We start from the raw sequence: 11833 nt of genomic DNA, 5'->3' as shown, positions 1-11833 counted from the left end.
GCACGAGGACGTAGGAGCCCCGGCAGTGCCAGCGCAGCCCGGGGTGCTCGTCCGCCGTCTCGGGGTGGCAGTCCAGTTCGCACGGCCACCACTCGTCCTCATCTTCGGGCGTACCGCGGGTGAGGGTGAAGAAGAGCAGGCGGCCGTCGTCGCTCTCGGCGACCGGCCCGACCTCGACACCGGCGGCGAGCAGCCGCTCCAACGCGTCGCGACCGGCGTCGAGGGGCACGTCGAGGACGTCGTGCACCATGCCGGTCGCGGTGATGAAGTTGGCCTGCGGCTGGTGGCGGGCCCAGCGCTCGATCTGGGCGTGGTCGGTGGTGGACTGCGTCTGCCAGGCGAAGGACACCGGGTGCCGGGCGGGGGTGGGACAGCCGACCCGGTCGCAGGAGCAGCGGTACCCGGCCGCCGGGTGGGCCGCGGGCGCGAGGGGCAGTCCCGCGTCGGCGGCGGCGAGCAGCAGGGCCTCACGGCCGCCGTCCCCGGCGGTCTCCTTCGGCCGGCGCCCGGCGCGCAGCCACTGGGTGAGTTTGCCCTGCAGGCCGCTCCGGCCGCCGAACTCCGCGCTCATCTATCCCCTCGCCTCGCCGTCGTGCGGAACAGCATGCCTCATCGTCCCATCTTCCCGCGCACCGGGGGGCCAGTGCCCACATCCGGGACACCGGGGACGCAACGTACACGGGGCGTTGGATGGGAGGAGAAACGGCGATCCCCGCTCTCGGCATGATCGGGTGTCATTGCCCGCTTTGACATGACATGGCGTCCTACCGTGGTCGCCATGGTCACAAGGATCGTGCTGACGGGTCTGGCCTCCGTGGCTTCCGTGGTCTCGCTGACCCTCACGGGACCCGGCGGTCGCGCCCCGGCCCCGCTGGAGTGGGGCGCGGGTCCGCTGACCGTGGCGGCCCTGCCGAGGATCACGTACGTCGCGCACCGCGGCGGCGCCCGTGAGGTCCCCGAGAACAGCATGGCGGGGCTGACGGCCGCCTACACGCGCGGGACGGCACAGGCGCTGGACTTCGACACGCGGCTGCTGCGCGACGGCACGCCCGTGGTCTTCCACGACGAGACCCTGAACCGCACCACCTACCTGGGCGGCGCGGTGGGCGGTCTGGACGCCCGGGAGTGGCAGGGCGTGCGGCTGCGCCCGAAGGACAGGCTCCCGGGGAGCTGGCGGTCGGAGCGGCCGCCGACGGTCGCCGAGGTGCTGGATCGTTTCGGCGGCCGGATCGTGCTGATGCTGGAGGCGAAGGACCCGCGGAGCCTGGACCGGCTGGCCGGGCTGATCCGGGCCCGCGGTCTGACCCGCTCGGTGTTCGTGAACTCCAACGACCCGGAGGTGGCCCGCCGCGTCCACCGCCTCGGGCTGCTTTCACAGTTGTGGCGCTCGGCGGAGCAGCTGCGCACGGACCGCCCGGAGCGCTGGCGGTCGTTCGTGGACCTGCTGGACGTGGACCACCGGGCGCGCGACGCGGACCTGGTGCGGGCGGTGAACTCGGGGATCGCGCGGGTGTGGGCGCACACCGTGCTGACGGACGCGCAGCGGGACCGGGTGCTGGCGCTGGGCTGCGGCGGCGTGATCACGGACGCGCCGGGGCGCCTGGCCCGGGCCGCTCAGCGCGGGGCGAGTCCGTGAAGGGCGTAGTCGACGAGGGTGTCGGTGTACTCGTGGGAGATCGGGCCGGTGTGCTGGAGCCAGCGCTGGGCGAGCGGGGAGATGAAGAGCTCCAGGGCGATGCGCGGGTCGATCTCGGGCCGTACCTGGCCGGCGTCCTGCGCGGCGCGCAGCCGGCCGGTGTAGAGGTCGAGTGAGGGCTGCATCAGCTTGGCGACGAGCTCGCGTCCGAGCTTCTCGTTGACGACGCCCTCGGCGGCCAGCGCGCGGGACGGCACGTCGAACCTGGGGTCGTTCATCTGGTCGACGGTGGCGCGCAGGACGCCTTTGACGTCGGCGGCGAGGTCGCCGGTGTCGGGGAAGGTGTACGGCGCCGGCCCGGACTCCTCCATGGACTGCCCGGCCAGGTCGAGGAACGCCTCCATCAGGACGTCCGCCTTGGACGACCACCAGCGGTAGATCGTCTGCTTGCCGACACCGGCGCGGGCGGCGATGCCCTCGATGGTGGTCTTCGGGTAGCCCACCTCGACGACGAGCGCGAGGGCGGCGTCGTAGATGGCGCGGCGGGACTTCTCGCTGCGCCGGGTGGAGTCGGGGGCGGGCTTGCCGGGGGCGGGCTGGGTGGACTTCTGGACGGCCATGGTCTGAATTTATCAGGTTGACAAGACGGAGCGTCTCGCGGACAGTGGAGCGATGCGCACGAGACGAACCGTCTCGTCGCGATAAGCGGTGCCGAGTGACCACGGAAGGAGCCCGAGATGGCCCGAGGCGGAGCCGGAAACATGCTGGGTGTCGGCGGATCGCGCAAGAACCTCGGCCGCAGGGAGCTGCGCGGCGGCGGCCGGCGCGGCCGGATCGGCGGCGGCCTCGACCCGCAGGCCCAGAAGCGCGAACTGCTGCGCAAGCTCCAGGAGAGCCGGCAGCGGCAGGAGGTACGGGAGGAGGGCACGGCCGGCGAGGCGTCGTGAGCCTCCCCCGCGCGAGGGAGAGCGGACCCCCCGCGCGGGCGGACCACCCCGGCGCTCCGGCGGATGTACTGAGACGGTCGCGGCCCGCGACCGGCGGACACCCGCCCCATGGACACCCGGGAGGACTCGGCTCATGAGCGCTTGGACCAGACGACGGCTGCTCACCTCGGCGGCCACGGCCCTCCCGGCGGCGGGACCGGCCGTCACGACGGCGCCACCCGCACGGGCCACGGCCGCAACGGCCCGTCCCGGCGACGCCGATGTGGCAGACGCCCTGCGAGCCCTGCCCGCAGTGCGCCTGATCGAGGAGCGGCAGGACGCCGAACCGGGGTACCGGCACTTCGTCCTGGGTCTGCGCCAGCCGGTCGACCACACGAACCCCGCCGCAGGCACCTTCGAGCAGCGCCTCACCCTGCTCCACGCCGCAGCCGACCGCCCCACCGTGCTGTTCAGCACGGGCTACCAAGCGGTCCTCACGCCACGGCGAAGCGAACCGGCGGTCCTGCTCGGCGCCAACCAACTCCAGGTCGAACACCGCTACTTCGGCACCTCACGCCCCGTGGGCCCCGGCTACACGCACCTCACCGTCCGCCAGGCGGCCGACGACCACCACCGCGTCGTGCGGCTCTTCCGCCGGCTGTACCCCGGCGGGTGGATCTCCACCGGCGGCAGCAAGGGCGGCATGGCGAGCGTCTACCACCGCCGGTTCCACCCGCATGACGTGGCCGGCACGGTGGTCTACTCGGCCCCGAACAACGTCGACGACCGCGACGACTCCGCGTATCTCCGCTTCCTGGAGACGGTCGGCACCCCCGCCGCCCGGGAGGCCCTGAAGGCTGTCCAGCGGGCGATCCTGCTGCGCCGTGCCGACCTGGTCGCCCACTACGAGGCCTGGGCGGCCGCCACCGGCGACACCTTCCGGCTCGTGGGCAGCGCCGACAAGGCCCTCGAAATCGCCGTCCTGCGCGCGCCGTTCATGTTCTGGCAGCGCGGCACACCGGCCGACGTCGCCGCGATCCCCGCCCCGGGGGCCACGCCCGACGAGCTGTACACCTGGCTGGACGACACGGCGGGTCTGGCCCTGTACGCCGACACGACCGCCCGGAACTACATCCCATACTGGTACCAGATCGGCACCCAGCTGGGGTACGTCAGCGTCCCCACCGCCCACCTCGCCGACCTGCTCCGTCACCCCGGCGTTGCCGAGCCGCGCAGCTTCGTCCCCCGGGACGTCCCCCTGCGCTTCGACCGGGCCGCCATGCCCGACATCGACCGCTGGGTCCGGCGGCGCGGCAGCAGGCTGCTGTTCGTCAACGGCACGCAGGACCCCGCCGTCGCCGAGCACTTCCGCCCCGGGGGACCGGACTCACGGGTGCTGTGGGTGCGGGGCGGCAATCACGGGGCCGATCTCGCGGACCTGTCCCCCGCCGACCGGACGGCGGCGGAGGACACGCTGGTCCGCTGGGCGGGTCAGGAGTACTTCACGCACACGTTGGGCACGTAGCCCACGGTGCCGCGGTAGTTGACCTTGCGCCAGTAGTGGTAGCTGTCGATCCCGCAGGTGTTCTTGTACGAACCGCCGTCGACGCCCTTGATGTCGCAGCCCTTGGTGCCCTTGTACCAAAGGCGCAGGCTGGTGGACTTGGTGCTGGCCGACTTGCGGACGTGAACGGTCGACAGAGCCGTGAGGCTCTTGCAGCTCGCCGTCGCCGCGACGGTGGCTATGTCGTCGTTCCCGACCGTCGCCGTGCCGGAGGCGCTCGGCACGAACCCGGCCAGGGCCAGGGCCGCCGCCGCCAGCGGAGCGATCAGCAGTTTCTTCACAATGTCCTCCCGTTTCAGTGGTACGCGTCGCACACGCCCGAGGGCGCGAGTTGATCTTATGCGTATCTGACAGAAGCTCAGGAGGGCGGCCAGGCGTCTCCCCAGTCGGCGTCCCGGGCGGCCTTGTACAGGTCGCCGTGGCGCTTGGTGACGGTGGCACGGCGCAGGGATGGTTCGCTCTCGCACAGGTCGAGGAGGACCTGGCCCTTGCGGATCTGGGGGCGCCGGACGACCCGGGAGGGTGCCGGCTCGACGGGGAAGCGGGCGGCGGCGACGTAGGCGAACTTCTCGTCCTCGTAGGCGAGGGAGCCGCCCTTGACCTGGCGGTGCAGGGAGGAGCGGCTGACCCGGGCCGAGAAGTGGCACCAGTCCGTGCCGGGGACGATGGGGCAGGCGGCGCTGTGCGGGCAGGGCGCGGCGATCCGGAAGCCGGCGGTGATCAGCCGGTCGCGGGCCTCGATGAGCCGGGCGTAGCCGTCGGGGGTGCCGGGTTCGACGACCACGACGGCCCGGGCGGCGGCCGCGGCGGCGTCGACGAGGGCGGTGCGGTCGGCGGCGGTCAGCTCGTTGAGGACGTAGGAGACGGTGACGAGATCCGTGCTCTCGAGGGTGAGCGCCGTCCCGATCCGGGAGCGGTGCCAGCGGACGTCACCCAGGTCCGGGTTGGCCGCGGCGATCTCGCGCCCCAGGGCGAGCGCGGGCTCGGCCCAGTCGAGGACGGTGACGGGCCGCTGCCCGCCCCAGACCGCGCTCACGGCCCAGGCCGCGGCGCCCGTGCCCCCGCCGAGGTCGGTGTGCCCGCCGGGCACCCAGTCGGGTGCGGCGTCCGCGAACGCCTCCAGCGCGGAGCGCACGGCCTCGAAGGTCGCGGGCATCCGATAGGCGGCGTAGGCGGCGACGTCGGCCCGGTCCCGGAGGATGGGAGCGTCGGTCGGGGTGGCCCCCCGGTAGCTGGCGATCAGCCGCTCGACCGCCTGCGAGGCCTGCCGGGGCGGCAGCCCGTCGAGCAGACCGGCGAGGGCGGCGCGGAGGTTTTCGGCCGGGGGTGCGGGGGCGTTCACCCGGCGATTCTACGAGGCGCGCCGGAACGGCGGGACGGCGCTCGCCCGGACCTCCCCGGCCCGCCTCCCGCCGGGAATCGTGGGGCCGGCCCACCCCTCGGCGGAGCCGCGGGGGCAGCTCACCTCGCGCCGAAGCCCGGCAGAGGCTCACCTCGCCCCAGGGGGGCAGCCCTCGGCAGAGGAGGCTCACCCAACCCGGGAGGGGCGACGCCGGCAGAGGGCTCCTCCCACCCGGGAGGGGCGACGCCGGCAGAGGCTCATCCCACCCGGGAGGGACGCCCCAGGCCTGCGCGAGTAGTTCGATCAGCACCAGGCCGCGGCCGGAGGACGCCGACTCCCCGGGGCTGCGCCGGTGCGGCAGGTCGTCGCCGGCGCCGCCCGCGGCAGTAGCTGGGCTTCGCCCCAGCCGGAGCCCCGGCACAAGTCCACACCCGCCCGCAGCGCCCGGACACCTCGGGCTCGCCTCTCGCCGGAGCCCCCGCGGCGGTGGCTCACCCCAGGCGGGAGCCCACCTGTGCCGCGCCAACGCCCCGGCACGATCTCACCGCACCGCCCGGACAGACACCTCGAAAGCCCGCGGAAGCGTCACCGCACCGCCCGCGCCACCCGCGACGCCGCTGCCGCTCTCGGCGCGCTGTCGGGGCGGCGGCGGCGCGGATGGACCGCGTTGGTGAGCAGGACGAGAAACGTGTCCGTGGCCGGGTCGAGGACGAGGGACGTGCCCGTGAACCCGGTGTGGCCCGCCGCGCCGCGGCCCGCCAGGTCGCCCATGAACCACGGCTGGTCGAGGGAGAAGCCCAGGCCCGGCGGGGTGAAGAGGAGCTCGACGAAGTCGGGGCCGAGGATGCGGGCGGGCCCGTGGGAGCCGCCGGCGAGGAGGGTGCGGCAGAACACCGCGAGGTCCCGGCCGGTGGAGAACAGACCCGCGTGGCCGGCCACGCCCCCGAGCGCCCAGGCGTTCTCGTCGTGGACCTCGCCCCGCAGCATCCCCCGGTCCACCTTCGCCCAGGGCCGGCGCTGGTCCTCCGTCGCCGCCGCGCCCGGGCACGGTCCGAAGTCCGTCGCCGTCATGCCCAGCGGCCGGGTGATGCCGTCGTGGACGAGGACGTCGAGCGTGCGCCCGGTGACCCGCTCCAGGACGTACTGGAGGAGCAGCATGTTCAGGTCGGAGTAGCAGTACGTGCCCGGCACCCCGACCGGCGGGTCCGCCTGGAGCGCCGCCAGCCGCGCCGCGTCGTCGGCACAGTCGTACAGCGGAAGTTCGGGCCGCAGCCCGGAGGTGTGCGTGAGCAGCTGCCGTACGGTGATGCCGTGCCGGGCGGCGGCCGTGAAGTCGGGCAGGTACGCCCCGACCTTCGCGTCGATGCCGAGCGTGCCGCGCTCGATCTGCTGCACGGCGGCCACGGACGTGAACAGTTTCGTGAGGGACGCCAGGTCGAAGGGCGTGCCGACGGTCATCGGGACCCGGTCCTCGGGGGGCAGCTCCACCCCGGCGTCGGCGTCGGGGTCGTAGGCCGCGTAGCGCACGGCCCAGCCCGCCGCCTCCTCGACGGCGATCACCGGGCCGCGTCCGACGACCAGGACGGCGCCGGGCGCCCAGGGGCGCCGCCCGGTGGTGAGGACGTGGACCTCCCGGACGAGGTGACGCAGCTCCGCGGGGTCGAGTCCGGCCCGCTCCGGCGTGCCGTCGCGCAGTCTGGGTGCGCTCAGCTGACTGCTCCCTCCACGCTCGCGCGGCCGCTCTCCTTCTTCCAGGGTCGGCACATTCCCATGAAGCAGGCCAGTGCCACCAGTGCGGCGGCCAGTTGGACGACGGCCATCGGGAGGGCGGTGTCCTCCCCGGCGACGCCGACGAGCGGGGAGGCGATCGCGCCGATGAGGAACGAGGTGGTGCCGAGCAGGGCCGATGCGGAGCCCGCCGCGTGCTTGGTGCGCATGAGGGCGAGGGCCTGGGTGTTGGGCAGGGTGATGCCCATCGCGGACATCAGCGCGAACAGCGCGGCGGCGACGGGCACCAGACCGACCTCGCCGAAGACGCCGAGGGACATCAGCAGCAGGGCGGTCGCGGCGGTGATGACGATCGCCAGGCCGATGCCCAGGACCCGGTCAAGGCTGACCCGGCCGACGAGGATCTTGCCGTTGATCTGGCCGACCAGGACGAGCCCGACGGAGTTGACGCCGAACAGCAGGCTGAACGTCTGCGGGGAGGCGCCGTAGATCTCCTGGATGACGAAGGGGGAGGCCGAGATGTAGGCGAAGAGAGCGGCGAAGGCGAAGCCGCCGGTGAGCGTGTAGCCGGTGAAGGACCGGTCGGCGAGCAGGGTGCGCATCGAGCGCAGGGCCTCGCCGACGCCGCCGCTGTGCCGCTCGGCGGGCGCCAGGGTCTCGGGCAGCCGTGTCCAGACCAGGACTCCGATCAGCACGCCGACGACGGTGAGGACGGCGAACACGCCCCGCCAGTCCGTGACGCGCAGGATCTGCCCGCCGATCAGCGGCGCCACGATCGGGGCGACCCCGGAGATCAGCATGAGGGTGGAGAAGAAGCGGGCCATGGCCATGCCGTCGTAGAGGTCGCGGACGACGGCCCGGGCGATGACGATGGCGGCGGCGCCCGCGAGGCCCTGGGCCAGCCGGCAGGCCACCAGCAGCTCGACCGTGGGCGCGAGCGCGCACAGGACGGTGGCGACGACGAAGACGGCGAGCCCGGCCAGCAGCGGGCGGCGGCGCCCCCACCGGTCGCTCATCGGCCCGACCACGAGCTGTCCGAGCGCCATGCCGGCCAGGCAGGCGGTGAGCGTGAGCTGGACCGTCGCCGCCGGCGCGTGCAGGGAGCGGGTGACCTCCGGCAGGGACGGGAGGTACATGTCCATCGCCAGCGGGGGCACGGCGGTCAGGCTTCCGAGGAGGAAGGTGACCAGGAGCCCGGTGCGGCGCTGCGGTGTGCGGTCGGGCCGCTCCGTCCCGGCTGCGGCCTCCTGCGCGGTGTTCGATATGGACGCCCCACCCTCGGGCATGAGTCCCTCCCTCTGAAAGTCGATCGCCACCTATGCTCTCAGCTCGTACGGAATGCTCGTACGACTGCTCGTACGGACGGCTCGTACGGAATGCTCGTACGGAATGCTCAGGGTCACGAGGTGGAGGCGGGGCGCGATGACGGCGGACACGGTGCGGTGGGGGATCCTGGCGACCGGCGGGATAGCGGGCGCGTTCACCGCGGACCTGATCGACCTGCCGGACGCGGAGGTCGTGGCGGTGGCGTCGCGGTCGGAGGCGTCGGCGAAGACGTTCGCGGAGCGGTTCGGGATCCCCCGGGCCTACGGCGACTGGAACGCGCTCGCGCAGGACGAGGACATCGATGTCGTCTACGTCGCCACCCCGCACACGGCACACCGGGCCGCCGCCGGGCTGTGTCTCACGGCCGGGCGGCACGTGCTGTGCGAGAAGCCCTTCACGCTGAACGTGCGCGAGGCGGAGGAACTCGTCGCGCTGGCGCGGGAGCACGGGCGCTTCCTGATGGAGGCGATGTGGATGTACTGCAACCCGCTGGTCCGGCGCCTGAAGGCGCTGGTCGAGGACGGGGCGATCGGCGAGGTCCGCAGCGTCCAGGCCGACTTCGGGCTGGCCGGCCCCTTTCCGCCCTCGCACCGGCTGCGCAACCCGGAGCTGGGCGGCGGCGCGCTGCTCGACCTCGGCGTGTATCCGGTGTCGTTCGCACAGCTGCTGCTCGGGGAGCCGTCGGACGTCGCGGCGCGGGCGGTGCTCTCCGAGGAGGGCGTCGACCTCCAGACGGCGGCGGTGCTGTCCTTCGACAGCGGGGCGCTCGGCTCGGTGCACTGCTCCATCGTGGGCGGTACGGCGACCGCCGCCTCGGTGACCGGATCCCGGGGCCGGATCGACATCCCGCACGGGTTCTTCTTCCCGGACCGTTTCGTCCTGCACCGGGACGGCCGCGACGCCGAGGAGTTCACGGCGGACCCGGCGGACGGGCCCCGCAACAGCATGCGCCACGAGGCGCTGGAGGTGATGCGGGCCGTGCGCGCGGGTGAGACCGAGTCGCCGCTGGTGCCGCTCGACGGCACGCTCGCCGTGATGCGGACGCTCGACGCGATCCGCGACCGTGTCGGCGTCCGCTACCCGGGCGAGACCCCGGACGAGGACCTCACGGCTGAGCTCACGCCCGCCTGAGCCCTGTTCCCGCAGGGCGCATGGACGTGCCTCCCGTACGCTGCGGGCCCATGAATGCCAAGGAAAATGCGATCGCGGTGGTGACCGGGGCGGGCTCCGGCATCGGCCGGGCGGTCGCCGTGGAACTGCTGCGAACGGGCTGGTCGGTGGCGCTCGCGGGCCGGCGCGTCGAGACGCTGGAGGAGACGGCGGCCCTGGCTTCCGAGGGCACGGACGAGGGCACACACGCCGGGGCGGCTCTCGCCGTACGGACGGACGTCTCACGCCCCGAGGACGTGAGCGCCCTCTTCGCCGCGACCGTCGAGCGCTTCGGCCGGGTGGACCTGCTGTTCAACAACGCGGGCACGTTCGGCCCCGGCGGGGTACCGGTCGAGGAACTGCCCTACGAGGCCTGGCGGCACGTGGTGGACACCAACCTCAACGGGGCGTTCCTGTGCGCGCAGGCGGCGTACCGGCAGATGAAGCAGCAGGACCCGCAGGGCGGCCGGATCATCAACAACGGCTCGATCTCCGCGCACACACCCCGCCCGCTGTCGGTGGCCTACACGGCGACCAAGCACGCCCTGACCGGCCTGACGAAGTCCCTGTCCCTGGACGGGCGGCCGTACGGGATCGCGGTGGGGCAGATCGACATCGGCAACGCGGCCACCGACATGACGTCCCGTATGCAGACGGGAGCCCTGCAGGCAAACGGGGAAGTCGCCCCGGAACCGGTCATGGACGTCGCGGACGTGGCCCGCACGGTGCGGCACATGGCGGAGTTGCCGCTGGAGGCGAACGTGCAGTTCGCGACCGTACTGGCGACGGCGATGCCGTACGTGGGACGCGGCTGAGCGCGCGGCGACATTCGTCAACTCGTCAACCTGCACAATCGGAATGCGAACGTCCGCCCTATTGCGGCCGATAGGGCGCCTATGCTCAAATCTCCTACACCAAAGCTTCACACTTGGAGCACAGAGCTCCTGTCAGCCACATCCAGGGGGGAGGCGGCAGTCGTTCCACGGCACCGGGTGGGGGTGGATTCCGCGAGGGACCGCGGAGTACGCACCGGTGCGCGTGGAACGCCTGCCGCCCACATCAGGGACCGGACGGGGATCACCGCCCGAGCAGCCGGTCGACCTCGATGAGCTGCGCGCCGGACAGGGCTCCCTTCTGCAACGCCCCCGCGTTCTCCTCCGCCTGGGCGACCGAACGAAAGCCCGGGATGGGAACCGTGCGCGGGCTGCGTGCCCACAGCCAGGCCAGGGCGCCCTGGGCAACGTGCGACCCCCGCTGGTGAGGATCCCTCTGAGGGCGTCGACGCGTGCGAGCCACTCCGGGTCGGCGCCGGAGTCACCGAATCCCTGCAGCCAGGCCGGGGGTCTGCTGCGGATGTCCCCCGCTTCAAGCGCCTGCCCGTCGCGGCGCTTCCCGGTGAGCAGCCCCATGGCGAGCGGGCTGCGGTTGATGCTGGCGAGGCCGGCCTCCACACACAGCCGGAGCATCGCGGGCGCGTCCTGGAGGACGTTGAGAGCGTGCTGGACGGCGGCGCAGTGCGGGCCTTCGGCGAACACGGAGGCGCGGTCGGGGTCGTCGGTGCTCCACGCGTAGGCCCGTATCAGCCCCTCGCGGACCAGTTCCTCGCACGCCTCCCGGAGGCGGGCGGCCCGCTCGGGAACGGCATCGGACAGATGAAACTGGTAGAGGTCGACGTAGTCGGTGCCGAGCCGGCGCAGGGAGGCGGTCAGGGCGCGGCGCAGATAGGCCGGGGAGTCGTCGCTCCCGGTGAGGGCGCGGGCGTCCTCGTCGAAGACGTTGCCCCACTTGGTGGCGACGACGGCATCGGCCCTGCGCTTGCCGAGGGCCCGGCCCGGCACACGTTCGCTGTGCCCGGCGCCGTAGGTGTCGGCGGTGTCGAAGAAGGTGACACCCAGGTCGAGGGCGCGCCGCACGGCCCGTACCGACTCCTCGTCGTCGACCTTGCCCCAGCCGAGCGGCTGCCCTCCGCGGCCTGCCATTCACCGCCGATCGCCCAGCAGCCGAAGCCGAGTGCGCTCACCTCGATGCCGCTGCGACCCAGCGGCCTTGTGGTCTCCATGCCGGGAGAGGCTAGTCCCATCCTCCGCACATGACCGGTTCGGGTGATCTGATGATGTGACCGGTACCTGGACGGGTGTGACTCGTTGAGTGGACGTGCCGAT

At 73.1% G+C, this 11833-nt stretch carries 11 protein-coding genes and 1 pseudogene; 5 read left to right on the top strand and 7 right to left on the bottom strand.

Annotation, left to right across the window (positions count from 1 at the left end; genetic code table 11):
* The coding region (locus ABZ281_RS17710; RefSeq protein ID WP_356656460.1) for a bifunctional DNA primase/polymerase at positions 1 to 571 on the bottom strand (571 nt) is incomplete at its 3' end.
* Between the two features lie 207 nt (positions 572 to 778).
* Here ABZ281_RS17710 and ABZ281_RS17705 point away from each other — a divergent pair.
* Positions 779 to 1636 (top strand): glycerophosphodiester phosphodiesterase, encoded by an 858-nt coding sequence (locus ABZ281_RS17705; RefSeq protein ID WP_356656458.1) that lies wholly within the window; start codon positions 779 to 781, stop codon positions 1634 to 1636.
* On the opposite strand, the gene ABZ281_RS17700 is transcribed toward ABZ281_RS17705, so the two are convergent.
* The gene (locus tag ABZ281_RS17700) at positions 1615 to 2256 is read right to left on the bottom strand and encodes a TetR/AcrR family transcriptional regulator (RefSeq protein WP_356656456.1); all 642 of its coding nucleotides are present in this window, start codon (positions 2254 to 2256) and stop codon (positions 1615 to 1617) included. The two genes, ABZ281_RS17705 and ABZ281_RS17700, sit on opposite strands and share 22 nt — an antisense overlap.
* A gap of 117 nt (positions 2257 to 2373) precedes the next feature.
* On the opposite strand from ABZ281_RS17700, the gene ABZ281_RS17695 reads away from it, so the two are divergent.
* Both ABZ281_RS17695 and ABZ281_RS17690 read left to right on the top strand, forming a co-directional pair.
* Positions 2374 to 2583, top strand: a complete 210-nt coding sequence (locus ABZ281_RS17695) for a DUF6243 family protein (protein WP_356656454.1) — start codon at positions 2374 to 2376, stop codon at positions 2581 to 2583.
* Positions 2584 to 2716: 133 nt separating this feature from the next.
* The gene (locus ABZ281_RS17690; RefSeq protein ID WP_356656452.1) at positions 2717 to 4087 is read left to right on the top strand and encodes a S28 family serine protease; all 1371 of its coding nucleotides are present in this window, start codon (positions 2717 to 2719) and stop codon (positions 4085 to 4087) included.
* Here the strand turns inward: ABZ281_RS17690 and ABZ281_RS17685 are convergent.
* The 4 genes from ABZ281_RS17685 to ABZ281_RS17670 form a co-directional block, all read right to left on the bottom strand.
* Entirely contained in the window at positions 4054 to 4407 is a 354-nt protein-coding gene (locus ABZ281_RS17685) for a hypothetical protein (RefSeq protein WP_356656450.1), read from the bottom strand. The genes ABZ281_RS17690 and ABZ281_RS17685 overlap by 34 nt on opposite strands.
* A 77-nt stretch (positions 4408 to 4484) precedes the next feature.
* On the bottom strand, positions 4485 to 5468 hold the full coding sequence (locus ABZ281_RS17680) for a small ribosomal subunit Rsm22 family protein (RefSeq protein WP_356656448.1): 984 nt from the start codon (positions 5466 to 5468) through the stop codon (positions 4485 to 4487).
* Positions 5469 to 6053: 585 nt separating this feature from the next.
* On the bottom strand, positions 6054 to 7232 hold the full coding sequence (locus ABZ281_RS17675; protein ID WP_356656446.1) for a serine hydrolase domain-containing protein: 1179 nt from the start codon (positions 7230 to 7232) through the stop codon (positions 6054 to 6056).
* Complete coding sequence (locus tag ABZ281_RS17670; protein ID WP_356656444.1) at positions 7175 to 8482, bottom strand: multidrug effflux MFS transporter; 1308 nt, start codon at positions 8480 to 8482, stop codon at positions 7175 to 7177. The genes ABZ281_RS17675 and ABZ281_RS17670 overlap by 58 nt, the downstream gene beginning before the upstream one ends.
* 136 nt (positions 8483 to 8618) lie before the next feature.
* Here ABZ281_RS17670 and ABZ281_RS17665 point away from each other — a divergent pair, with 136 nt between their 5' ends.
* Entirely contained in the window at positions 8619 to 9653 is a 1035-nt protein-coding gene (locus ABZ281_RS17665; protein ID WP_356656442.1) for a Gfo/Idh/MocA family oxidoreductase, read from the top strand.
* A gap of 50 nt (positions 9654 to 9703) precedes the next feature.
* The gene (locus tag ABZ281_RS17660; protein ID WP_356656440.1) at positions 9704 to 10486 is read left to right on the top strand and encodes an SDR family oxidoreductase; all 783 of its coding nucleotides are present in this window, start codon (positions 9704 to 9706) and stop codon (positions 10484 to 10486) included.
* A 262-nt stretch (positions 10487 to 10748) separates the two neighbouring features.
* Here the strand turns inward: ABZ281_RS17660 and ABZ281_RS17655 are convergent.
* Positions 10749 to 11730 (bottom strand): annotated as a pseudogene (locus ABZ281_RS17655) (aldo/keto reductase).
* Positions 11731 to 11833 lie beyond the last annotated feature (103 nt).

Source organism: Streptomyces sp. NPDC006265 (assembly GCF_040613555.1).
Lineage (GTDB): Bacteria > Actinomycetota > Actinomycetes > Streptomycetales > Streptomycetaceae > Streptomyces.
This window is presented reverse-complemented; position numbering and strand designations above follow the sequence as displayed.

Excerpts from the sequence above, each read along its gene's own strand:
- ABZ281_RS17705 (WP_356656458.1), top strand. The coding sequence starts at position 779 with ATGGTCACAAGGATCGTGCTGACGGGTCTGGCCTCCGTGGCTTCCGTG.
- ABZ281_RS17700 (WP_356656456.1), bottom strand. The coding sequence starts at position 2,256 with ATGGCCGTCCAGAAGTCCACCCAGCCCGCCCCCGGCAAGCCCGCCCCC.
- ABZ281_RS17695 (WP_356656454.1), top strand. The coding sequence starts at position 2,374 with ATGGCCCGAGGCGGAGCCGGAAACATGCTGGGTGTCGGCGGATCGCGC.
- ABZ281_RS17690 (WP_356656452.1), top strand. The coding sequence starts at position 2,717 with ATGAGCGCTTGGACCAGACGACGGCTGCTCACCTCGGCGGCCACGGCC.
- ABZ281_RS17670 (WP_356656444.1), bottom strand. The coding sequence starts at position 8,482 with ATGCCCGAGGGTGGGGCGTCCATATCGAACACCGCGCAGGAGGCCGCA.
- ABZ281_RS17665 (WP_356656442.1), top strand. The coding sequence starts at position 8,619 with ATGACGGCGGACACGGTGCGGTGGGGGATCCTGGCGACCGGCGGGATA.
- ABZ281_RS17660 (WP_356656440.1), top strand. The coding sequence starts at position 9,704 with ATGAATGCCAAGGAAAATGCGATCGCGGTGGTGACCGGGGCGGGCTCC.